This window comes from Olsenella profusa F0195 (genome assembly GCF_000468755.1).
In the GTDB taxonomy this organism is placed as follows: domain Bacteria; phylum Actinomycetota; class Coriobacteriia; order Coriobacteriales; family Atopobiaceae; genus Olsenella_F; species Olsenella_F profusa.
The window spans coordinates 36191-59380 of the sequence record NZ_AWEZ01000010.1; the positions used below are offsets into that span (position 1 = coordinate 36191).

A 23190-nucleotide genomic window follows, 5' to 3' on the forward strand; every position below is an offset into this window, starting at 1 on the left:
GTGTATGTAGCCAGAACAACCGCTGTGCACCGCTGATATCCTCGCCACTACAGCATCTCACACTGTGACATCAACCACCAGTAATGGTGACAACTTTTTGCCATCGGGTTTCCCCGATGTCATGCATGCCATCCGCGTGCGGGGACGGGCCACGCCTCACGCGCGGATGGCATGGTTTACCCCCTTGCCTTCCTGCGGCCCTTAGCCGACGGGCCGCCCTTGGTCCTTCGTGAGGCCGCTGACGCGGAGGAACTGGTCGTCGATGTCCCCTTGGCCACGGACTGCGCCTCGGTGGATGCCTTCGTGGGAGAGGTCGCCCCCTTGGCCCTAGGGGCCTTCTTGGCCGCAGGTTTCGCCTTGGTGGCAGACGTCTTGGGCGTTGCAGCAGCCTCGGCCTTGGTGGCCACCTTCTGTGCGGAGGCAGTCCCCTTCGATGCGGCAGGCTTCTTTGCCCTGGTGACCTTCTTGGCCGCAGGCCGTGCGGTCGCCTTCCGCCTCTTGGCCCTCTTGGTGGGCAGTAGGCCGTCGTACGAGAGGATCAGGCCCGCCAGAGGCGGAACGCGCAGTTCGATCGAGGTGTCACGCATGTTCCACGACTTCTCCTGAGAGGCGAAGCGCACGCCCTCGTTGGTGACGCCCGAACCGCCGAACTCGATGGCATCCGAATTGAATGCCTCACGCCAATAGCCAGGCTTAGGAAGGCCGATACGGAACTCCTCATGCGGGTTGACATCAAAGTTGATGAGGATGACCAGGTCATCCTTGGGATTGTCGCCCTTGCGCACGAAGCTGATCACCGACTGGTCGGCATTGTCCGCATCGATCCACTCGAAGCCCTCGGAGGAGTAGGCATGCTGCCACAGCGCGGGGTGCTCGTTGTAGAACCCGTTCATGGCCGCAACGAACTTCTGGATGTGGGCGTGGCTCTCGTACTGCTCGGTGAGGAAGTACTGGATGCCCTCGTAGTAGCGCCACTCGATGAACTGCGCGATCTCGTTGCCCATGAAGTTGAGCTTGCCGCCGGCGTGAGTCATCTGGTACAGGTTGAGCGTGCGCATGCCGGCAAACTGGCGCCAGTAGTCACCGGGCTGGCGCGTGATGAGCGAGCACTTGCCGTGCACCACCTCGTCGTGCGAGAGCGGTAGCACGAAGTTCTCGTTGAACTGATACATGGCGGAGAACGTGAGCAGCTTGTGGTTGCCCGGGCGCCACGGGAAGTCGGTCTGCATGTAGTGCAGGGTGTCGTTCATCCAGCCCATGTCCCACTTGAGGTGGAAGCCGAGGCCACCGTCCTTGGTGGGGTACGTCACGAGCGGCCACGCCGTGGACTCCTCGGCGATCATCATGACGTCGGGGTAGTACCTCCCCATCGTGTCGTTGCACTCCTGCACGAACTTGATGGAGACGAAGTCCTCCTCGGTACCCTTCTCGTTGAACTTCTTCTGGCTGGGATCGTCGACGCCAAAGTTGAGGTAGAGCATGGAGGTGACGCCGTCCATGCGCACGCCGTCGGCATGGTACTCGCCCACCCAGTACAGCAGGTTGGAGATGAGGAAGGTGCGCACCTGGGGACGGCTAAGGTCAAACTTGAAGGTGCCCCAGTTGGGGTGCACCTCCTTCTCGTAGAGCTTGCTGCCATTGAAGTGCACCAGGCCGTGCTCGTCCCTGCAGAAGCCACCCGGCACCCAGTCGAGGATGACGCCGATGCCCGCCTGATGGCAGGCGTCCACAAAGTGCTTGAACTGCTTGGCGTCACCATAGCGGCTCGTCGGCGCGTAGTAGCCCGTCACCTGATAGCCCCAGGAGCCATCGAACGGATGCTCCATGACCGGCAGGACCTCGATGTGCGAGTAGCCCATCCTCTTGACGTAGTCCACCAGTTCGACGGAGAGCTCGTCGTAGGTGAGATAGGAGCCGCTCGTATCGTCGCTGTCGGGGTCGCCGTTGCCGGCCAGGCCATCGTCGTGACGCCGCCAGCTGCCCAGATGCACCTCGAAGATGTTGAGGGGCCTCTTGAACATGTCTTGTCCGGCGCGCTCCCTGAGATAGGCGGCGTCCTTCCACTCGTAGCCGCTGATGTCCGCCGTGCGCGACGCGGTGCCGGGAGGACACTCGGCCTGGAAGGCATAGGGGTCTGCCTTGTAGAGGAAGTCCCCCTGGGCGGTCTCCACCAGATACTTGTAAAGCTGGCCGGTCTCGACATCGGCGATGTAGCCACGCCAGATGTCCCCCGTCGAACTGGGCTCAAGGTAGTTGGCATCCTGGTCCCACCCATTGAACTCACCGATGACGCGGACGCTCTTGGCCTTTGGCACCCAGACGGCAAAATGGTAGCCTGTCGTCCCCGCCGCGGACGCAGGGTGGGCGCCGAGCTTCTCGTAGCTCCGATACCAGCTCCCCTCCCCCATCATATAGAGATCATCGTTGGTAACGATCAGATCTTTTGTCGGGACACTCATTGAGCCCTCCCCTGACATGTCCGGGGCGTTGCCCGCCTTCTGGTAAGCACCGCGCAAGGGACAATGTGACGGTTGCATGGAGCAAGGCCTATTCTATTTCAAATCCACAAGAATGGCTGCAACTTATCGGCAGCGAATCGTGGGTGGCGGTCTTCCCGCCCCACGCGGAGGAGGGTGCCATGCCGCGCGAGTCGATGCGGTCAAAACGCGAGCGTGCCGTGGAGTTCTGCGGTCGCATGGAGGAGCGCTATGGGGACGTGGGCGGCGCGCTCGACTTTGGCAACCCCTTTGAACTGGTTATCAGCGTGCTGCTCTCGGCGCAGACCACCGATGTGGCCGTCAACGGCGTGACGCCCGAGCTCTTCGGACGCTGGCCCACGCCCCAGGCGCTGGCCGCGGCCGACCCCGCTGACGTGGGGGAGGTCATTCGCCGGCTGGGCTTCTGGCGGTCGAAGTCGAGGCACTGTGTGGAGGCCGCACGGATGATGGTCGGCGACTTTGGGGGCGAGGTCCCCCACACCATGGACGAGCTCACCCGCCTGCCCGGGGTGGGACGCAAGACCGCCAACATCGTGCTCGAGAAGGCCTTCGATACGGTCGATGGCATTGCCGTGGACACGCACGTGTACCGCATCGCCACACGGCTCAGGTTCACGAACGCCCCCACGCCGCTCGCCGCGGAGCAGGACCTGCTCAAGCTGCTGCCGCACGAGCTCTGGGGACACGTCAACGAGCAGTGGATTCACTTTGGGCGCGAGCTCTGCACCGCACAGCACCCTGCGTGTGAGCGGTGTCCCTGCCAGGACATCTGTCCGTCGGCCTTTCGGGTCAACGGAAACCCCAAGCGCAGGCGGAGGGCCCAAGGGTAGCGCGAGACCGTCGCGGGTACGCCTCGGCACGAGGGGGCGCCCGCAACGGCCTCGCGGCACGACGTCCTTGCTCCCTGTGCGCACCCGCAGCTGTCTTCTCGCCGCCGAGGAACGTTTGGGCCCCAAGTGCGTGATGGAATTCCTCGCGTCTGGGCGTCGAACGTGCCCTTGGGGACGGGACAGCCCCCAAAAGCGGCCCCACAGGGGCATGCGACCCCCTTCTGACCCACGAAACGGGCATCTCAGGGGGCGCATTCCGGCACCCCACCACGCACTTGGGGCCCAAACGCTCCTCGGAGGGCCGTGCGCATGCACGGGACGCCCCGACTGCGGCGACACCACAGGGACAACGCGGGGATGGGTGGCCGTCCGCCGGACCGCGTCGCCATCATCGGCCTCTGGCCTGCCCGCACGACCCTGGCCCAAGCGCGCGCAGCCCCTATGCCTTGGCCAACGCCTGGTCGAGGTCGGCGATGAGGTCACCCACATCCTCGATGCCCACGGAGAGGCGCACGAGGTCCTCGGAGAGGTGGGCGGCCGCAAGCTGCTCGTCCGTGAGCTGCGAGTGCGTGGTGGACGCCGGGTGGATGATGAGCGACTTCGCGTCGCCTACGTTGGCCAGGTGCGTGAACAGCTTGACGCTGTCCACCACCCTAAGGCCACCCGCACGCCCGCCCCTGACGCCAAAGACCACCACGCCACCGAAGCCGTGGCGCAGCATGCGGCTGGCCACCTCGTGACTGGGGTCATCCTCGAGCCCAGAGTAGCGCACCCAGCTCACCTTGGGATGACCGGCAAGAAACTGGGCGACCGCCAGGGCGTTGTCGCAATGACGCTGGACGCGCAGGGACAGCGTCTCCAGACCGATACCGATGAGCTGCGCCGCATAGGGCGAGAGGGTCGGGCCAAAGTCGCGCAGCTTGTTGGCGAGCACGCGCGTGGAGAAGGGCGCCGCAGGGGCGGCGTCGGCGAACACCACGCCATGGTAGGAGGGATCGGGCTGGGTGATGGTGGGAAACTTGTCCGCCTGGGCCTTCCAGTCATACACGCCCGTGTCCACGACGGCACCACCGAGCGTGGCACCATGGCCCCCCATCCACTTGGTGAGAGACTCGATGACCACGGCTGCGCCATCCTCGGCCGGCCGATAGAGATAGGGCGTCGCAAAGGTGTTGTCCACAAAGACCGGAACCGGTGAGGCAAGCGCGTTGGCCGCATCGACGAGGGCAGGCACGTCCGCCACGTCCACGAGGGGGTTGCCGATGGTCTCCACATACCAGAGCCTGGTGTTCTCCGTGGTAGCGGCCACGAAGGCGTCGATGTCGTTGTTCCGGACGAAGGTGGTCTTGACGCCGAGTTCGGTGAGGGTGTGCAAAAGGATGTTCCAGGTGCCGCCATAGAGCGAGTCGGAGGCCACGATGTGCCCACCGGCACCCACGATGTTGGTGATGGCCAGCATCTCGGCCGCATGGCCCGAGGCGACGGCCACGGCACCCGTGCCGCCCTCGACGGCGGCCACGCGGGCGGCGATGGCGTCGGTCGTGGTGTTGGTGAGACGCCCATAGACGTTGCCGGGCTTGGCGAGGGCGAACTTGGCCGCACCGTCCTCGGCATCATCAAACTGAAAGGCGGCGGAGGCATAGATGGGCAGTGCCGCAGAGCCCGTCACGGGGTCTGGTGCCAAGCCCGCATGCACCTGCAGGGTGTCAAAGTGCCTCTCGGGATCCTGGGCAAAGGTGGGGTCAAGCTCGAAGGCCATGAGGTGTCCTCTCTGTACGATAACAACATGCCTTACCGTTCTGGTTTGTACGACTGACTATTAGAATAGTCTAGTGAGAGGAGTCAAAAATAGCAGGTAAAAAGCTATATATGGTTCATGACATCTGTTATCTTAAAATGAGATAACGGAAATGAAAACCGTCACGCAAAAGGCCCGCCTCCGTGGAGGCGGGCCTGGATGCGTGCGGTCAGGCGCCTAGTAGTTGAGCGCCTGCTCCTCGAAGAAGGACTGCGGGTGGTTGCATACGGGACAGACCTTGGGAGCGGTCTCGCCAACGTGCAGGTGGCCACAGTTGCGGCACTTCCACACCTTGACGCCCGGACGACTGAAGACCTCGCCCCTCTCGACGCGCTCGGCAAGCCGGTTGTAGCGCTCCTCGTGGTGCTTCTCGACCTCACCCACCAGACGGAACTTGGCGGCGATCTCCTTGAAGCCCTCCTCGTCGGCGGTCTTAGCGAAGCCCTTGTACATGTCGGTCCACTCGTAGTTCTCGCCGGCAGCGGCATCCTTGAGGTTGGTCAGGGTGTCGGGCACCTCGCCACCGTGGAGGTACTTGAACCAGAGCTTGGCGTGCTCCTTCTCGTTGCCCGAGGTCTCGGTGAAGATCTCGCCGAGCTGTTCGTAGCCCTCCTTCTTGGCCTTGCTGGCATAGTACTCGTACTTGGTGTGGGCCTGAGACTCGCCCGCAAAGGCCGCCTCAAGGTTCTTCTTCGTCTGAGAGCTCTCGAACGCCACTGCCATGACAAACCCCTCTCCCTTGGATATGCGCGCGGATGTCCTCCGCGCCCCGCAGTGGGCCACCCCCTTGATGGCCCGCCTCAACTCAGACCATGATAGGCCCTAGGCCCACCATTTGGTACCTTCTTTGTGACAAAAACCCTCTTTTTGCAACTCGCACAGCAGGGATCCCACCTCGCCATACGAGAGCCTGTCCCTGCCCGCATGCTCCTCCAACTGCGAGAGCTCCTCGGTCAGGGCTTCGCCGTCCACCGCGCCGTCCTCGTCCGCGGTTCGATGCGCCAACAGCAGGCGCACCAACTCCGCCCTCTTCTGGCGATGCGAGCCCTCGAAGCGTGACTGGCGCGTGTGCGTGGCCGAGCGCCGAGACGGGTTGGGCAGCGTCCGCTTGAGGTGGGCCCCATAGTCAAGAAGGGCGTAGTACCAGGTACGGGGGTCATCGTCACCGTCATGGGCATCGGGTGGGCAGGTGCTCCTCACCAGGGGCACAAGCTCCCCGTCCGTCACCCCAACCGCATCGGGATAGAGCTCGTGCAGGAACACCGTGCGCACGTTGGTCTCCAGGTAGACGCCGGGAAGGTCGTAGGCAAACGCACGTATGCCCGCCGCTGTCGCGGGACCGATGCCGGGCAGGGACAGAAGCCCCTGGTAGTCCATGGGCATGACGCCGCCCGCATCGCTCACCTGGGTCGCCGCCCGCCAGAGCGAGAGCGCCCGGCGATTGTAGCCCATACCCTGCCACTCCTCCAACACGTCCGCGGCGTCGGCGGCAGCCAGCGCATCCGGTGTCGGAAAGCGCCCGAGCCAGCGCTGCCAGCGCCCATCGACACGCGCGACCTGGGTCTGCTGGAGCATGACCTCGCTGACCCAGATGGCATAGGGGTCACGCGTGCGCCTCCAGGGGAGGTCACGGTAGAGCGCACGTCCCTGCGCGAGCACGTGCCGGCGAAAGCCGTCGAGCCCTCGTGAGGACGCCACGGGGGCTCCGCCGCCATCTATGCGAGCGGACATGCTAGTCGTCCTCGCAAGGGCCGACGGTGACGAACGCCTCCCCCGGGGCCATGATGGGGTGCTTGTGCTCGCACACCACCTCGTAGATGGTGATGGAGTCGAAGTACCGCACGAGCATCTTCTGGGCCTCACACCAGACCGGATTGAAATGGCAGCTCTCGATGAAGGGGCAGGGGCCGTCGTCGACGCCGGCACGGTCGCAGTCAGCCAGGAGGATGGGTCCCTGGAGCGCCTCGACCACCGCGCGAATCGTCGTGTGGCGGGAGTCGGCGAGCAGGCGCATGCCGCCCTTTGACCCCCTCAGGCTCTCGATGAGACCCGCGGCGGTAAGCTCGCGTTGGATGGATCGCGCGAACGAATAGGGGACGTCGCGCTTCTCTGCGGCCAGCCGCACGGACACGACCTCACCCTCGTGCTCGACGAGCTCCGCCAGCATGCGCAGCGCATAGTCGGTCTTCCTTGAGATTTCCATCGAGGTCCCTCCCTAGAGGCCCCAGAGACGGCTCGGTCAGCTCCAATCCAAGACGACCCAGTTCATCTGCTTGGCCTTGCGCCTGAGCGCCTTTCCGGGACTCACCGCGAACGCCTGCTTGGACACGCTGAGCAGATCCTCGTCGCTGTGATGATCGCCGTAGGAATAGGCGATCTCCCAGGTTCCCGGCCCCAAATGCTCGTTTGCCCAGCGCCGCACCGCACGCGTCTTCTCTGGCCCCGCCACCACCGCACCCTCCACATTGCCGGTGTAGTTGCCCTGGGCGTCGCGCTCCATGTCCGTTGCCACCAGGCCATCGACGCCCAACCGCCGTGCGGCCTGCTCGGCGATGTCCCTGAAGGTCGCGGACACCAGGAGCGTCACGCAGCCCTCCTCCTTCCGACGGCGCACCTCGTTGAGGGCCTCCTGCCGATAGCGCCGAGAAAGCACCTGGTCGTGGAAGTCGCACATGATCTCCTTGACCTCCTGGGACGAATGCTCACGCAGCGTGTCGAAGATCTGCTCGCGCGCCTCCCCCTGGCGGCAGGGGAGATGCAGCACATAGCGGATGCCCCACCACCCCAACCTGAGGGCGCGCAGCGGGCTGAGCAGGCCGCGCGCAAACAGGTAGCGGGCAAAGAGCGCCCCGGACTGGCCATTGATGGCCGTGCCGTCATAATCGAACACGGCAACCTGGATGATAGCTGGCATAGCCTGGGCGGCAGCTGGCGTAGCCCGACTGACGGCCACCGACATCTCCTGGCTAACGCTGGCTTCGCTCAACGCCACGCACCCTCTCGACCCGTTCCTGAGAGGCTCCGTCCATGCTGAATGGCCTCTTAAAATAGGCTACCAAAAGGAGCAGTTCTGACAGATCCCCTCCTATCGTACCCGTCTGGCCGCGCTCCCGGACGCCAGGATGCGGTCCGCCGCCCGATGGGGTGCCGACGGGTACGACGAACAAAAAAGAGGCCCCGAGCTACCGGAGCCCCAGACAATGCGATGGCGGGATGTAAGGGACTTGAACCCTCGACCTCCGACGTGACAGGCCGGCGCTCTAACCAGCTGAGCTAACACCCCGTTCCATGTGGTGCGGAAGCTATTCTAACCAGAAGCGCACTCCGTTGTCCAGCGCCAATCGCGAGAAATTTTGAGCGACTCAGAACGCCAGCGCGACGGTGGTCACGGTGCCGGCGTCGTCCGTCACGAGCATGGTGCCCTCGCTCTCCTTGAGCTCGACCGAGGAGATCGAGTGGCCCGTCCCGCCGACGGGCTCGCCATCGGCATCCACCACCTGGGCCCCAACCGAGCCACTGCCTATGGTGTAGGCCATGACGTCCCAGCCATCGCTGGTGTTCTCGGGGATGATGAACGCGCCGTTGTAGAGGACAAGCTGAATGGGCTCTCCGTCAAACTGCATGAAGACCGTGGCATCCGTGGCGCCTTCGGTGCGGCCGACCAGTGCATAGGCACCATCATCCTGCTTCTCGATGGAGTAGGTGGTGCCCCGGTACTCGATGGAGCCGGCCGGCGTGGTCTGGGTCTGCTCGACCTGAGCCTGCTCCGGCACATCTGTCTGCTTGGCGTCAAGGCAGCCGCGCAGCAGGAAGAACAGGATGACGAGCACCAGGACCGCCAAAGGGGCGACGATCCACCGCATCCTGCCGCCCATGGGCCTGCCGTCGGCCGCCTCCTTGCGACGGAGGGGACGATGGGCCTTGCCCATGCGCTTCCGGGCGCCCATCCCCACATTGGACCAGGACGATGTGGAGTCCGCCGAAACACTGCCCACATTGTCGCGATTCTCGACCCGTGCCCCCTCACTCGCGGAGATGCGCTGGAGCGAACCGGTTTCGGAGGGGTTGACCCCAATGGGACGCGGGGCATCCTGCTCGTCCGTGGTGTCCACCATCGGTACGTTGGACGCACGCACGCCGCGGCCCCCCTGGTCAGCACCCTGTGCCGGGCGCTCCCGCGTCTGCGACGCCCGTGCGGGCCGTTGCGCACGCGCGGCGTGTCTTCCATGCGGCGCCGAGGGCGCTGTGTCCTGTGCCATGTCAGGCCTCCTATCGAATACCAGAAGTATAGCCCGCGTCGGCCGCCTGGCTCAACCAATGATGACGCCTACGCATGCGGGATGGCGCGCCGCTCCTCCATGGCGCGCCCAAGCGTGACCTCGTCCGCATACTCGAGGTCACCGCCCACGGGCAAGCCACTGGCCAGGCGCGAGACGGCCACACCCAGGGGCTGGATGATGCGCGAGAGGTAGGTTGCGGTCGTCTCCCCCTCCACGTCTGGGTTCGTGGCAAGGATGACCTCCTCCACACCGCCATCCGCCAAGCGCCCCAAGAGCTCGCGCACGTGCAGCTGGTCGGGGCCGATCCTGTCCATGGGAGAGATGACGCCGCCCAGCACGTGGTAGAGCCCATGATAGCTGTCCGTCCGCTCGATGGCGGACACGTCACGCGGCTCGGAGACCACGCAGATGCGGCTGTGGTCGCGCGTGGCATCGGCACATATGTCACAGGTGTCGCGCGTGGCATACGAGAAACAGATGGGACAGAAGTGCACCTGCCGCTTGACGTCCATGATGGCCGACGCAAGCCGGTGGGCCGTCTCGTCATCGGCCTCCAGGATCCAATAGGCGATGCGCTGTGCCGACTTGGGGCCAATGCCAGGCAGGCGACCAAGCTCGTCGAGCAGGCGTCGCAGGGCGTGGCCGTCCCCATATGAGGCGTCGCTGTCAGAAGCGTCACTCATGCGCGGCGGGCCTAGAAGAGGCCGGGGACGTCCATGCCACCGGTAATGGCCCCCAGCTGCTGGTTGGCGGCATCCTGTGCGCTCGAGAGGCACTCGTTGACGGCGGCAAGGACGGAATCCTGCAGGAGCTCGACGTCCTCGGGATCGACCGCCTCGGGGTCGATGGTGACGGAGGTGATCTTCATGTCGGCGGTACCGGTGACCTTGACCATCCCGCCACCCGCGGAGGCCGAGACCTCGATGTCGCCGAGCCTGTCCTGCGCATCCGCAAGCTGCTTCTGCATCTTCTGGGCCTGCTTCATCATCTGCTGCATGTTCATGCGCACACGTCTCCTTGTACGACGTCAAATGGGGGGTGCCAAAACGACACTACGAATCTTAGCCCATCACGAGGATGGGCGCAGGGCGGGCCGGCGGTACGCCTCATCCCTGGGGACCCTGGTCGGACTTGACCGTCACGCCATCGCCAAACACGTCCGTGAGCATGTCGAGGATGTCGCCGAGCTCGGAGGACTGCCCCTCGGCCGTAGGGGCCGTCTCTGGTGCAGAGGACGACGTGGGCTCGGGCTTGGGATCCGGGGCGGACGGGGGGACGGTCTCAGCCTGCGAGGTGGACGCGGAGTCGGACGGGGACGCCGGCTGTGACGCCGGTTCGGGTTCCCAAGGAGCCACCGGACCCTCCTCAGATGCCGGTTCGGGGTGCGCCTCGGACGGCGCGCTGGGGGCGGAGACGGGCTGCGGAGGCACGTCCGGGGCCGGTGCGGGAGCCGTGCCCACAGCCGGGACCGAAGCGTGTGTCGCTGCGTCGCTCGCCTCGACGTACCGAACCGCGCGCGTGCCAAACACCTCCTCGATGGCCGTCCCGACCGCAGAGCGCACGTCATCCTTCTCAAGCATCTTGGTGGCAAAGGTGGATCCCCTCGGCAGGCCCACCTGCAGGGTCGTGCCATCGTCATCAAGGGCGATGGCAGAGAGCAGCAAAGACCCGCGCGGGGGGTCCCTGTGGACGAGTCCGTCGACCACCTGCTTCCATCGGCGCTGGAGCTCGCCGGGATCGCTGACGGCACCCGTGACCCCCGAAGCCGTGGGATCGGGCCGTTGCTTCCGTGTGGGGGCTGGGGACGGCACGGGCTGGGGTGTGGGGGCCGGAGTGGGTGTGGGCCGTGGGACCAGGTCGGACTGGGAGGCCGGGGGAGCCGGCTCCGGAATCGGCTCCGGAGCCGGCTGCCGCGCCGGGGTGGACTGTGCGGGTGGGACGGGTCGCGTTGCGGGCGCCGCGGGCGCGGCGCCCGCGCCATGGGGAGCCGTTGCGGGCGCCAGGCTGCGCTCGAGCTGGGCAACCCTGTCCGCAAGCGACTCGAGTGTGAGGTCCGCCTTGGGCCGGGCGATGCGCGTGAGGGCCACCTCCAGCACCAGGCGCTGGTTGGGAGCCGTACGCATCTCGCTTGATGCGTCGCTCAGCACGATGAGGGCGCGCGAGATGCGGTCGGGCGAGCCAAAGGCCAGTGCCTCGTCGCGCAGGCGTCGTCCCTCCTCGGCGCCCAGGTCGAGGACGCTCGCGGTCCCATCCCCCACCACGCTCGCAACATACACGTCGCGCAGGTGGGCGGCCAGCTCGCGCGAGAGGTGTAGCAGGTCGCGCCCGCCGTCCACGAGCTCCCCGACCGTGGCGAAGAGCGTCGGCACGTCACGCTGGGCAAGGGCGCAGGCCATCGTGGCCAGCGTGGAGCCCGAGACCTCGCCCAAGAGGTCGCGCGCCGCCTGCAGCGACACGTCCCCCCCGCCAAACGTCGAGAGCTGCTCCAGCGTGGAGAGGGCATCGCGCATGCCACCACGCGCATGGCGCACCACCAGGTCGAGGGCGGCCTCGTCAAACGTGAACCCCTCACGCTCGCACACCTGCTTGAGATGGGCCAGGATCTCGTCGTTTCCGATGGCGTGAAAGTCAAAGCGCTGCACGCGCGAGAGGATCGTCGCGGGAACCTTCTGCGGATCGGTGGTGCAGAGCACGAAGACCACGTGGTCGGGCGGTTCCTCCAAGGTCTTGAGCAGCGCGTTGAACGCCGCCGTCGTGAGCATGTGCACCTCGTCGATGATGTAGACCTTGTAGTTGCCCCGCACGGGCGCATAGCTCACGCGATTGATGATCTCTTCGCGGACGTTGTCCACACCGGTGCGCGACGCGGCGTCGAGCTCGTAGACGTCGGGGTGCTCGCCCGCGGCGATGAGCCGACAGTTCTCGCAGCTGCCATCCGGCAGGTGGCCCGCACCCTGCTCGCACATGAGGGCCTTGGCCAGCAGGCGCGCCATGGTGGTCTTGCCGGTGCCACGAGGCCCGCAGAAGAGATAGGCATGGCTCGTACGGCCCTCGAGCACGGCATGCTCGAGGGTCGAGACCACGTGCTGCTGTCCGATGACATCCTCGAACCTCTGTGGGCGGTACGTTCTGTAGAGCGATTCCATGATGCCTCCTGGGGCGTTGCCTGAGACCTCAAGTATACCTGCGGCATGCACGCGACTTGAGTAACGCCACGGAACCAGGACAGGCGCGCGTACGCCCCGCCCCCATGCCTGGTATGCTGGGTAGGATGCATATCAGAGGGGAGCCATGCGCATGAGCCGGGCCATGCGCGTCCTCGAGCGCAACAGGGGGCAGACGCTCGTCATCTCGTCGGCAGACGAGGTGCACGTCGTGCCCCTGCGCGACATCCTCTATGTTGACCTCATCAAGCACGACCTGCAGTACCATCTGGAGCACAGGGTGCTCAGGCGGCGCGGCAGCCTCACGAGCGCCGCACGGGAGCTGCCCGCGGCGCTCTTCGTAAAGCTCTCGCAGGGCTGCATCGTCAACATGTCTCACGTGCGCACCATCCGGGGCGACTCCATCGAGCTCGACGATGGAACGCAGCTGTACTTCAGCCGTTCGCGCCGCAAGCCCTGCCTCGAGGAGCTCTCCCGCTTCTTCGAGGGGACGATATGACGGGCTCGTCGTTCTGGGGGGCGCTGGGGTGGGCGAGCGCGGGCATGCTCTCCTGCATCGAGATCCTCGTGGCAGAGCTGGTGGTCATCGTCATCCTCGCCGTCATTGGCTTCGACCTGCTGCTGAAGGCGAGCGTGCTCGCGCTGCTCAGCCCCCTGGTGGCGCTCTGCCTGCGCGCCTTTCATGCCGTGGTGTGCCTCTTCGTGCTCCTCGTCGAGGTGGAGATGGTCATCAACCGGCAGCTTGAGGGCGAGGTGGAGACGACCGAGCGCCTCATGGCCGAGCGCGAGCGCCAATACGCCCTCTCGCGAGAGCATCGAGGCCATCAACCTCAAATGCCACGACCTGCGCCACCAGATCCGCCACCTCTCCGACACCGGCGCGGCCGTCGTGGACAAGGGCGTCCTCGCCGACATCGCGCGCGAGGTGGCCGTGTACGACTCCAGCGTGCACACCGGCAATGACGCGTTCGACACCATCCTCACCGAGAAGAGCCTGCTCTGCGAGCGTCGGGGCGTCACGCTCACCTGCATGGCCGATGGCTCCGCACTGGCCGTCATGGCCGCGGTGGACATCTACTCGTTCTTCGGCAATGCGCTCGACAACGCCCTTGAGGCCATCGGTGCCCTTCCCGACGACGCCATGCGCAGCATCTCGCTTCTCGTGCGCCGCCAGGCGGGCATGGCCTCCATCCACATGGAGAACTTCTGTGCGCCAGATGCCCACCTCGACTTCGAGGGCGGCCTGCCCCAGACCACCAAAAGCGACCGCATGAGCCACGGCTTCGGCACCCGATCCATGCGCGCCACCGCAGCGCGCTATGGGGGAACGATCGTGTTCTCCCACGACGGCGGCACCTTCTGCCTTGACGTTTTGCTGCCCCTCCCCCAGCCCGCGCCCGCCACCTAGGCGAGCTGGGGCGGTTAGCTGGTGGCCGCCTTCCCATCGTTGCTGGGAACGGTGATCCAGAACTTGAGCGCCGGGAAGCTCACCACCACCGCGAGCAGCGTGTTGGCCACGGAGGCGATGGTGCCCGAGAGCCCCGCCTCCATACCAAAGGAGTTCTGGCAGAGCGCGGTGATATGACCCGGCAGGATGAGGTTGACCACCACGATGACCACGGCCAGCACCGCGAACTTCGGCGCCGCCTGAGAGAAGTCGGCCGTGGACCTGAAGACGAGCTTCATCTGCATGAAGAAGTTGACCACCTGGGCCGCCACCTCGGCGATGAGAAACGTGATGAAGCCGCCCAGGCCCGTGCCGCCACTGGCTGCACCAGGATAGTTGAAGATCAGGAAAGAGAACGGGGTCGTGAGCCCCATGGCACCAATGAGGACGGCCGTGCCGACCCAGGTGCACGCGAAGCGCGTGATGGTGGAGATGTTGCTCAGGACGTTGAACAGGATGGACTGCCACACGCCCTCGTGCTGCTGGGTCCACTCCTTGAACGACACGTCAGTTCCCCTTCCTCGCCAGGCGCCGCTCGCCTGCGGCATTGCGCACGGCATTCACCAGAAGCTCCCACACGGGAGGCAGAAGGAACCACGCCGCCCAGACGCCCCAGAAGATGACCATGTCGTGCCGTAGAAGGCCCACGACGGCCGCAGGCACGACACCCGCAAGGCCCCAGCCCCTGAGCTCGCCTACAAGGACGTCCACCATGCCCATCGAGATGAGCTGGCCCGCGTTCTTGGCGAGCGCGCGGATGGGCATGTTGTAGATGAACTCCACGTTGAGATCGGGCACGCCCACCCTTTGCGAGCGCCTCTTGAGGACGCGCAGCACGGCACCCACGACCCAGAAGATCGGGCTGCGGCAGCGACCGAGGTCGCGGAAGCATACGTTGCGGTCGATCCTGAAGCGCTCCGTGGGAACCTCGTGACCCAGAAGCGCTGCAAACTGCGCGTCGCTCACATGGCGGATGTCGGCCGTCTCGTAGGGAGTGACGTCACGTCCCTCGTAGGGGTTGGGGGCATCCGTGCCCTGCACGCTCACGCGCGCAGAAAGCCGGATGTCCTCCACCGAGGCGCCCACCTCCACGCGGTAGGTCCCGCCCTCCACCTCCCAGGCGTTGGTCCGGTCGTTGAAGTAGCTGAACGAGCGGTCGTCCAAGCCAACGCGCACGCGGCGTGTCTCGCCGGGATCCAGGTACACCTTGGCGAAGCCCTTGAGCTCGCGCACCGGGCGGAACACCGTGACGTCCGGCTTCGAGACGTAGACCTCGGCAACCTCGGCCCCTGCGACGGAGCCCGTGTTGGTGAGGTCGAAGGAGACCTCGAGCTCCGTGTCCGCGCCGAGGCAGCTCACCTGCACGTCGTCGTACCGGAACGTGGTGTAGGAGAGGCCGTACCCAAACGGGTATGCGACGGGCACCCGTGCCTTCTGGTAGTAGCGGTAGCCCACGTAGATGCCCTCGCGATACGTGGCGACCATCTCGCCGCTCGGGAAGGTGCCATAGGTCGGGGTGTCTCCCAGGCTGGCGGCCCAGGTCTCGGCCAGCTTGCCCGAGGGATTCACCGCACCTGTCAGCACGTCGACGGCAGCGGACGCACCCGCCTGACCGCCCAGGGCCAGGTACAGCACGGAGCGCGCACGGTCCGTCCATCCCGTCTCCACGGAGCTGCCCGCACTCAGCAGCACGACCACCTGGGGATTTGCCGCGCTCACGGCGGCAAGCAGGTCGATCTGGTTCTGGTTGAGGCGCATGTCCGCGCGGTCGATGCCCTCGCTCTCGGCGAGCTCGTCCAGGCCCAGGCACACGAGGGCCACATCGGCCTGCCGTGCCAGGCCCACGGCCTCGTCGTGCAGCGCCACGTCCGTACCGCCGGCCACCCCCGTTGCGTAGCCCGTGCGCACGAAGCCCTGGGCAAACCCCACGCAGTCAAGGTCTGACGCCTTGACGGCGTCCCGCAGCGTGTCGAGCCTGGTGCAGTTGACCAGCGAGGAGCCAGCTCCTTGGTAGCGCGGCGTCTGGGCAAAGTCGCCAATGAGGGCGACACGCGCACCGGGCGCCAGGGGCAGCAGCGGGCGCGCCCCCTCGGGTGCGTCGTTCTTGAGCAGCACGATGCCCTGGGAGGCGATGTCGCGCGCCAGGGCATGATGCGCGTCCTCGTCAAAGGGCAGACCCGTGGATGCCTGGACGGCAGGCGCCGTCTTGAGGATGAGCTCGAGGGCCTCGTCCACGCGGGCGTCGATCTCGTCCTGCGTGATCGTGCCCATCTTGACCGACCTCATGAGATCGCGCACGGGATCGAGACCCGGTGCGGGCATCTCAAACGTGGAGCCCGCGCGCACGCCCGCCGTATGGTCGTTCGACCCACCCCAGTCGGTGACGACGGCGCCCTCGTAGCCCCATTCCGTACGCAGAATCTGCTTGAGCAGGTGATCGTTCTCGTTGGCATAGACGCCGTTGACCATGTTGTAGCTGCTCATGACGAGCCAGGGCCTGGCCTCGCGCACTACGATCTCGAACCCCTGCAGGTAGATCTCGCGCAGGGTGCGCTCGTCCATCACGGAGTCGGATGCCTGGCGGCGCGTCTCCTGGCTGTTGGCGGCAAAGTGCTTGGGGCAGGCCGCCACGCCATTGGCCTGGATGCCCCGCACGTACCCTGCGGCCATCCGTCCCGCCAGAAACGGGTCCTCTGAGAGGTACTCGAAGTCGCGACCGCAGAGCGGGCTGCGCTTGATGCAGAGCCCCGGCCCCAGCACGGCACCCACGCCCTGGTCGGCCGCCTCCTCGCCCAGCGCCCTGCCCAGGCGCTCCGCTAGCGACGGGTCCCAGCTGTTGGCAACCGTCACCGCCGTGGGGAAGCACGTGGCGGGCAGGGAGCCACCAATGTCCAGGTGGTTGGCCAGCTTCGGGTCCTGGTGGCGTATGCCATGCGGCCCGTCGGAGAACTGTAGCTCGGGGATGCCAAGCTTGGGATAGGCGCGCGTGCCAAAGGCGGACTTGCCTGAGAGCAGGGCGCACTTCTGCTCGAGGTCCATGCGATAGATGAGGTCCTGATGCGTGTGTTTCATCGAAGGGGTCCCTTCAGATGTGCGGGCCAGGCAGCTTGCGTGCCTGGCCCGCACGGTTCACTCGTCTGGGTGGCCACCCGCCGGGGCACCCGTGACGGGTGCGCCTGGGTCAGACCTTACGCCTTGTGGGCCTGCACGGCGCCTGAGGAACCTGCGGATGGCGAGAACAAGGAGCAGGGCGAGGATCACGCCTCCACCGATGGCGACGATGCGGAACGCGATCTCCCAGGGAGCCGTGGCAAGCTGAGGGGCTCCGTTGGCATAGAGCCAGCTGTTGGCCGCGGTGTAGAGGATGTTGTGCGCCGCGGTGCGCATGGCCTGCTGCGTGGTGGCGTTGTCCGTGTCGGTGATGACGTTGGTGGCGTCACCCTGCACCTGCGTGGTCGCGAGCATGGCATCGTTGCCGTTGCGGATGGCGAGGTTGGCGTTCTGGTAGCCGTAGCCGCTATAGTAGTCGGTCTCCACGAAGCCCCGGAAGCCCCACTCGCCGCGCAGGACGTCGTTGAGCAGGTGGCTGTTGCGGCAATTGGCCTGCGTACCGATATAGTTGAACGAGCTCATGACGGCCGTGGCGTGGCCATCGGTGACGGACATCTGGAAGGGCTTGAGGTAGACCTCGCGAATGGCCTGCTCGCTCGCCCAGGTGCACAGCATGTTGGTACGGTTGGTCTCCTGGTCGTTGAGGGCAAAGTGCTTCATGAACGGATACACGCCGTTGTCAGAGGCACCCTTGCACTCCTGGGCGGCGATGATGCCGGACAGGTAGCCGTCCTCGGAGAAGTACTCGAAGTTACGGCCGGCATAGGGGGAGCGGTGGATGTTCATCGCGGGGGCATACCAACCCGTCACGTTGAGCTCCTTGGCCATCTGGGCGATGTACTCGCCGTACTCGTAGGCCAGCTGGGGGTTGAACGTGTTGGCGATGGCGACGGAGGCGGGGAAGCCGATGGAGCCGGCGCCCGTGAAGTTGTTGTTGAGGGCCGCGGGACCGTCGACGTCGGACTGGCGCGGCTTGCCGATGGCGTTCACGGCAGCGTTGTTGTAGCCGGCAAACGAGATGAGGTCGCCCATGTCCTGGAGCGTGAGCTCGTCGAGGAGCTGGTCCCACAGCGGGTCGTCGTAGTCCTTGCCATAGAGCTGGTAGAGCTGGACGCCGTTGTGCGCACCCGTCGTGATGGCGGTGGCGTTGGGATCGTCCTGCATGCCCTGCCGGTAGTTGGAGGCGTTCACGAAGCCGGCCTTGTACTGCTCGTTGAGCGCCGTGTCGCCAGGGGCTGCAAGGGCCTGGTCGCGGTTGGCAAAGTGGTCCGCGCGGGACAGGTAGGTGATGGAGCCGTCGCCCTCACCGTACTCGCCCTGGAACTCGTTGGTCGCAGCCGTCTGGTCCACGGAGCGCTTGTTGTCTCCGAAGTAGGTGATGGTGGACGGAATGGTAACCGTCGCACTCTGGATGGCGGTGTGGGAGTCGGAGTTGATGGACACCGCATAGTCGCCCTGCTCGAGCACGTACGCCTGCGCGCCCTTGGAGTCGTAGGAGGCCATGTCCTCCTTGTCGAAGGTCACCTTGATGACCTGGGACTCACCGGGGCCGAGCACCTTGGTCTTGTCAATGTGCACGAGGTTGGCCGTTGCCTTCTCGATGCCGCCATTGGTGTAGGGCGGGTTGTGGTAGACTTCGACGACATCCTTGCCGGCCACGTCGCCGATGTTGGTGACCGTGACGTCGAAGCTCACGCTGTCCCCGTCAGCGGTGACGGGACCCATCTCCTGTGAGAACGTGGTGTAGGAGAGACCGTAGCCAAACGGGTACTGCACGGCAGCGTCGTAGTCGAGGACGCCCTCGGCCGCGGCGGTCTCGTAGTACTTATAGCCCACGTAGATGCCCTCGACGTAGTTGACGTACGTGGGGTCCGAGGAGCCGAACATCTGATCCACATGGTAGTCGGACATGTTGGTGTACTGGTATGAGCCAATGTTGTTGTGCCACGGCGCCTGCGAGAAGTCACGCAGGAAGGTGTCGGTGGCCCTGCCGGAGGGGTTCACGTCGCCCTTGAGGATGGAGCCCAGCGCATCGAAGCCGGTCTGTCCCGCAGGAGGCGCCCAGACGACACCCTTGATCTGGGGACAGTCCTCCACGAAGCTCAGGTTGAGAGCGTTGGCGCCGTTGTACACGAGCACGACGTTGTCGAAGTTGCTGCAGACGAGGTCGATCATATCCCGCTCGGACTTCGTCGCGTCAAGATAGCCCTGGCCAGGGGTCCAGTCGGAGTACTCGTCGCTGTTCTCGTTGTAGTAGACCTCGGTGGAGCCGAAGTGCGAGCTGGAGGCGTCGGGTGCGTAGTCGCGCTCGTGCTTGATGATGGCGCCCATGTCCGCGGGAAGGTCGGCACCCTCGCCACCGGAGCGTGCGAGCACGATGACGGCGGTGTCGGAATACTCCTTGGCATCGTTGATGAGGTCATCGCCATAGGTTGACGCGGGAGGCTCGGGAAGCGTCCAGTCCTGCCCCATCATGCCAACCTTCGGCCGCGTCGAGCAGTACTGGGTGTAGAAGTCGGTAAGCTCGGAGTTGGTCTCGATCCCGGCGTCGTTGAGGCCCTGGATGAGGCTCGTGGTGGGATACTGGGCGTTCATGGAGCCGGAACCGGTGCCCCCGTAGACGGGGTTGGAGGACGCCCAGCCAAAGACGTTGACCTTGTTCGACCGCAGCGGCAGCGTGGAGCCGTCGTTCTTGAGCAGGACGATGCCCTCGCCCTCGGCATCGATGGCAAACTGCTTGGTCTGGCTGACGGTCTCGTCGGAGAGCTGGTACCTCACACCGCCCACCTGGGCGACCAGCGTGTTGAGCGGGCCATAGAGCATGGTGCCCACCGAGATGATCAGCGCGGCGCATGCCGCAATCCATCCGGTGGAGTGAACGAGCTTGCGCACGGCCCCATCCTTGACGGTCCTCTTGTTCACCGCAATGGTGAGCACGAGGGCGAGGACGAGAAACGCACCGATGACCACAAGCTGTGGGACGATCGACTGAATGACCGCCATGACGTCGGACCAGTTGATGCTGAGCATGCTGCCGCTCCCTCCCTGGGCGCTCTCAGGCGACCTCCTCCAAGGTCACCGACCCTGACGGGCGATGGGCCGGACGCCCCACACCGAGGCATGGCCCCGCCCTCACGCCTTTGCCCCCTCACTGTAGGAAGGCCCCCACGGGAACGAGGGGGCCTGACGGATTCGGTAGCGCAGACGGCAGGTTTGGTGAGGCAGGTGCCGTTCGTCCACCGCGAACGGCAGGGAGGTGCCGACACCCGACCTAGGTGCGACGGGGCCTGAGCCGTGCGCGCACGAGCCCCACGACCGTGGGCACGAGCGAGACGACAACGATGCCCACGATGAGCAGCTCGAAGTGCTCCTGGACCACGGGTATGCCGCCAAAGAAGAAGCCCAACAAGGTGAACAGCGTGGACCACGTGATGCCGCCCAGCACGTTCCACACGACGAAGTTGCGCCAGTGCATGCCGCCCATGCCAGCGATGAAGGGCACGAAGGTGCGGATGAACGGGAAGAAGCGCCCGAGGAAGATGGCCAGGTGGCCCCACTTGTCCAGGAACGCCCGGCTCTTCTCGATGCGTTCGGGCGTCATGGCCTTGACCTTGCCCGATGCGATGATGCGACGCCCAAAGAAGTGGCCGATCATGAAGTTGCACTGGTCACCCAGGATGGCCGCCGACCACGCGACGGCAAGCAGCGCGATGATGTTGAACCCGCCACCCTGAGCGAAGAAGCCCGAGGCAAAGAGGAGGGAGTCCCCCGGCAGGAAGGGGAAGAACACCACGCCCGTCTCGATGAACACGATGACGAAGACCAGACCGTACGCCGCAAGGGGTCCCATGGCTATGGCACCGGCGATGGCACCGCGCGGATCCTTGAGAAGCTCGGCGATGAAGTTGAAGAATCCCATGCGGCGCAGCTCCCCCTCGCTTGGCCCTCTTGGCAGGCAACGCGCGGCAATGCGCGCAAAAAAGTGCACTCGATGGGAACGGGCGCCCGCCAGAGGCCCCTTATGGCTGCTGCCTTCCGACCCTGACCAGGTTCGAGGTGTAGCGTCGCCCGCACCCATCGAGCGCACTCGCAGCTACACTTTACCAAAGCTCCGCCTCGTCTGCCAAAACTGCATGAATGGGCAGGCCACGCCTGGGCCACCATCCCCGAGCACAGGGGACGGGGATACCGTGCGCATGCGCTACCCTATCCACGGATGGCCACGTTGATGGGGGGATCCATGATCAACAGCTACTGCAAGAAGCCGCTCTGGGAATGCAATGGGACGCTCGTGAGGGTGGCCCAGGGCCAACAGGCCGCCGACACCGTCATCAAGGACGTCCGCCTCGTGAGCGTGACCACCCATGAGGTGCTCGAGCGCACCGACATCGCCCTCTCCTGTGGACGCGTGGCCTATCTGGGCATCGATGGTCACAGCGCCGACCACTGCATCGGAGCGGGCACCACGGTCGTCGACGCCCATGGGCTCTACGCCACGCCGGGCCTGCTCGACAGCCACATCCACATCGAGTCGTCCATGGTGGGACCTTCCGAGTATGCGCGCGCCGTGGTCCCCCATGGGACCACGGGCCTCTACGCCGATCCCCACGAGGTGGCCAACGTACGCGGCCTCGAGGGCGTCAGGGCCATGTGGGCAGACGCCGCCCGCACGCCCCTCAAGGCCATGCTCACCACGCCATCGTGCGTGCCCGCCGTCACGGGGGTGGAGGACACCGGTGCCGACATCGGAGCCGCCGATGTGGCCCAGACCATGGCCTGGAGCGAGACCTGCGCCTTGGGCGAGATGATGAACTTCCCCGGGGTGCTCTCGTGCGAGGAGCGCCCCCTTGACGAGATTCGCGAGACCCTCAGGGCCGACCGCGTGGTGACGGGCCACTACGTGAGCGCAGACACCGATCGTGGGCTCAATGCCTACGTCGCCTCGGGCGTCTCGAGCTGCCACGAGTCCGGCAGCTTCGACGAGGTGCTGGCGAAGCTGCGCCTGGGGATGCATGCCCAGCTGCGCCAGGGCTCCGCCTGGCTCAACCTGCCCGGCTACCTCCCTCGACTCATCGAGAGCGGCGTGGACACGCGCCTCTGCATGCTCTGCACAGACGATTCCCATCCTCACACCATCGTGGGGGACGGCCACATGGACCGCGTGCTGCGCACGGCCGTCGGCCTGGGGCTCGACCCCGTGACCGCCGTGCAGATGGCGACCACCAACACCGCCACCTACTTTGGGGTGGGACGGGACATGGGTGCCGTCGTCCCCGGCGCGTGCGCCGACATCGTGCTATGGGACGACCTCAAGGACTTCCGCGCGCGGATGGTCTGGATCGATGGCGAGCTCGTGGCCCAGGATGGGCGCGCCCTCTTCGAGGTGGGGCCCTTTGCGTGGCCCATGTTCATGACGAACACGATGGAGCTCGGTGACCTCCTGACGCCCGAGGCGTTCCAGTTTGCCTGCGATCGCCCAGACGGCCACTGCATGGTGCATGCCATCGAGGTCAACGCTGGCGATACCATCACCCGGGACGCCATCGTGGAGGTGCCCGTGCACGATGGCCTCCTGCAGGCCGACCCCGCCCATGACATTCTCAAGCTCTGCGTCTTCGACCGCCACCATGGCGGCGCGGGCACCTACTCCCATGGCTTCGCCACCGGCTTTGGCGTGCACGGCGCCCTCGCACAGACGGTGAGCCACGATGCCCACAACCTCCTGGTGATGGGCGACAACGACGCCGACATGCTGCTGGCGGCACGCACGCTCGAGGCGTGTGGCGGTGGTGAGGTGGCCGTGCAGGAGGGCAGGGTCTTGGCCCTGGTGGAACTCCCCGTCTGCGGCCTCATGAGCGACAAGCCCGTCGAGGTGGTCTCCGACGAGGTGTCCCGCATCGAGGAGGCCTGGCGGCAGATGGGCTGCAGGCTGCCGTCACCGTTCATGACCATGGGCGTCATGTCGCTGGCCTGCGTGCCCGTGCTGCGCCAGACCAACCGCGGCTACGTGAACTGCACGACCTTCGAGACGGAGCCCCTCATCGCGGACTAGCCGACAGTTT

19 protein-coding genes, 1 tRNA gene and 1 other RNA gene are annotated in these 23190 nt (G+C 65.6%); 5 read left to right on the forward strand and 16 right to left on the reverse strand.

Annotated elements, in window-relative coordinates; genetic code table 11:
* Nucleotides 1-176 precede the first annotated feature (176 nt).
* Complete coding sequence (gene glgB / locus HMPREF1316_RS01565; RefSeq protein ID WP_021725134.1) at nucleotides 177-2459, reverse strand: 1,4-alpha-glucan branching protein GlgB; 2283 nt, start codon at nucleotides 2457-2459, stop codon at nucleotides 177-179.
* Nucleotides 2460-2638: 179 nt separating this feature from the next.
* Here glgB and nth point away from each other — a divergent pair, with 179 nt between their 5' ends.
* The gene (gene nth, locus HMPREF1316_RS01570; RefSeq protein ID WP_021725117.1) at nucleotides 2639-3328 is read left to right on the forward strand and encodes an endonuclease III; all 690 of its coding nucleotides are present in this window, start codon (nucleotides 2639-2641) and stop codon (nucleotides 3326-3328) included.
* A 439-nt stretch (nucleotides 3329-3767) separates the two neighbouring features.
* Here the strand turns inward: nth and HMPREF1316_RS01575 are convergent, their stop codons facing one another.
* From HMPREF1316_RS01575 to dnaX, 10 genes are all read right to left on the reverse strand, one after another.
* A complete protein-coding gene (locus HMPREF1316_RS01575) occupies nucleotides 3768-5087 on the reverse strand; it encodes an O-acetylhomoserine aminocarboxypropyltransferase/cysteine synthase family protein (RefSeq protein WP_021725153.1) in 1320 nt (439 codons plus the stop codon).
* Between the two features lie 216 nt (nucleotides 5088-5303).
* Nucleotides 5304-5849: a rubrerythrin gene (gene rbr, locus HMPREF1316_RS01580; RefSeq protein WP_021725159.1), complete on the reverse strand. Its 546-nt coding sequence runs from the start codon at nucleotides 5847-5849 to the stop codon at nucleotides 5304-5306.
* Between the two features lie 99 nt (nucleotides 5850-5948).
* The gene (locus HMPREF1316_RS01585; RefSeq protein WP_021725116.1) at nucleotides 5949-6857 is read right to left on the reverse strand and encodes an HhH-GPD family protein; all 909 of its coding nucleotides are present in this window, start codon (nucleotides 6855-6857) and stop codon (nucleotides 5949-5951) included.
* Nucleotide 6858: 1 nt separating this feature from the next.
* On the reverse strand, nucleotides 6859-7329 hold the full coding sequence (locus tag HMPREF1316_RS01590; protein WP_021725167.1) for an RrF2 family transcriptional regulator: 471 nt from the start codon (nucleotides 7327-7329) through the stop codon (nucleotides 6859-6861).
* A 36-nt stretch (nucleotides 7330-7365) separates the two neighbouring features.
* Nucleotides 7366-8040 carry an HAD family hydrolase gene (locus tag HMPREF1316_RS01595; RefSeq protein WP_040650846.1) on the reverse strand — a complete coding sequence of 225 codons (675 nt, stop codon included), beginning with the start codon at nucleotides 8038-8040 and terminating at the stop codon, nucleotides 7366-7368.
* 292 nt (nucleotides 8041-8332) lie between these two features.
* Nucleotides 8333-8409 (reverse strand) — tRNA-Asp (locus HMPREF1316_RS01600).
* Between the two features lie 79 nt (nucleotides 8410-8488).
* On the reverse strand, nucleotides 8489-9385 hold the full coding sequence (locus HMPREF1316_RS12980) for a hypothetical protein (protein ID WP_156900963.1): 897 nt from the start codon (nucleotides 9383-9385) through the stop codon (nucleotides 8489-8491).
* A gap of 68 nt (nucleotides 9386-9453) precedes the next feature.
* On the reverse strand, nucleotides 9454-10089 hold the full coding sequence (gene recR, locus HMPREF1316_RS01610) for a recombination mediator RecR (RefSeq protein WP_021725122.1): 636 nt from the start codon (nucleotides 10087-10089) through the stop codon (nucleotides 9454-9456).
* An 11-nt stretch (nucleotides 10090-10100) separates the two neighbouring features.
* Nucleotides 10101-10409: a YbaB/EbfC family nucleoid-associated protein gene (locus tag HMPREF1316_RS01615; protein ID WP_021725154.1), complete on the reverse strand. Its 309-nt coding sequence runs from the start codon at nucleotides 10407-10409 to the stop codon at nucleotides 10101-10103.
* Between the two features lie 103 nt (nucleotides 10410-10512).
* Entirely contained in the window at nucleotides 10513-12552 is a 2040-nt protein-coding gene (dnaX, locus tag HMPREF1316_RS01620) for a DNA polymerase III subunit gamma/tau (protein ID WP_021725164.1), read from the reverse strand.
* 145 nt (nucleotides 12553-12697) lie between these two features.
* Here dnaX and HMPREF1316_RS01625 point away from each other — a divergent pair, with 145 nt between their 5' ends.
* Genes HMPREF1316_RS01625 through HMPREF1316_RS01630 form a run of 3 tightly spaced genes read left to right on the forward strand, consistent with a single transcriptional unit; the run spans nucleotide 12698 to nucleotide 13978 of the window.
* Entirely contained in the window at nucleotides 12698-13069 is a 372-nt protein-coding gene (locus HMPREF1316_RS01625; protein WP_021725133.1) for a LytR/AlgR family response regulator transcription factor, read from the forward strand.
* Nucleotides 13066-13533 (forward strand): hypothetical protein, encoded by a 468-nt coding sequence (locus HMPREF1316_RS14235; protein WP_051332869.1) that lies wholly within the window; start codon nucleotides 13066-13068, stop codon nucleotides 13531-13533. The genes HMPREF1316_RS01625 and HMPREF1316_RS14235 overlap by 4 nt, the downstream gene beginning before the upstream one ends.
* A complete protein-coding gene (locus HMPREF1316_RS01630; protein ID WP_198009540.1) occupies nucleotides 13460-13978 on the forward strand; it encodes an ATP-binding protein in 519 nt (172 codons plus the stop codon). The genes HMPREF1316_RS14235 and HMPREF1316_RS01630 overlap by 74 nt, the downstream gene beginning before the upstream one ends.
* 14 nt (nucleotides 13979-13992) lie before the next feature.
* Here the strand turns inward: HMPREF1316_RS01630 and HMPREF1316_RS01635 are convergent, their stop codons facing one another.
* The 5 genes from HMPREF1316_RS01635 to ffs form a co-directional block, all read right to left on the reverse strand.
* Nucleotides 13993-14523 (reverse strand): GtrA family protein, encoded by a 531-nt coding sequence (locus tag HMPREF1316_RS01635; protein ID WP_021725124.1) that lies wholly within the window; start codon nucleotides 14521-14523, stop codon nucleotides 13993-13995.
* A gap of 1 nt (nucleotide 14524) precedes the next feature.
* Nucleotides 14525-17089 carry a beta-glucosidase family protein gene (locus HMPREF1316_RS01640; protein WP_021725139.1) on the reverse strand — a complete coding sequence of 855 codons (2565 nt, stop codon included), beginning with the start codon at nucleotides 17087-17089 and terminating at the stop codon, nucleotides 14525-14527.
* A 57-nt stretch (nucleotides 17090-17146) separates the two neighbouring features.
* On the reverse strand, nucleotides 17147-20158 hold the full coding sequence (locus HMPREF1316_RS01645; protein WP_021725113.1) for a glycoside hydrolase family 3 N-terminal domain-containing protein: 3012 nt from the start codon (nucleotides 20156-20158) through the stop codon (nucleotides 17147-17149).
* Nucleotides 20159-20399: 241 nt separating this feature from the next.
* Nucleotides 20400-21047 (reverse strand): DedA family protein, encoded by a 648-nt coding sequence (locus HMPREF1316_RS01650; protein WP_021725146.1) that lies wholly within the window; start codon nucleotides 21045-21047, stop codon nucleotides 20400-20402.
* 66 nt (nucleotides 21048-21113) lie between these two features.
* Nucleotides 21114-21209: signal recognition particle sRNA small type (gene ffs / locus HMPREF1316_RS12990), an RNA gene on the reverse strand.
* Nucleotides 21210-21368: 159 nt separating this feature from the next.
* On the opposite strand from ffs, the gene HMPREF1316_RS01655 reads away from it, so the two are divergent.
* Nucleotides 21369-23180: an adenine deaminase gene (locus HMPREF1316_RS01655; protein WP_021725119.1), complete on the forward strand. Its 1812-nt coding sequence runs from the start codon at nucleotides 21369-21371 to the stop codon at nucleotides 23178-23180.
* Nucleotides 23181-23190: the final 10 nt, after the last annotated feature.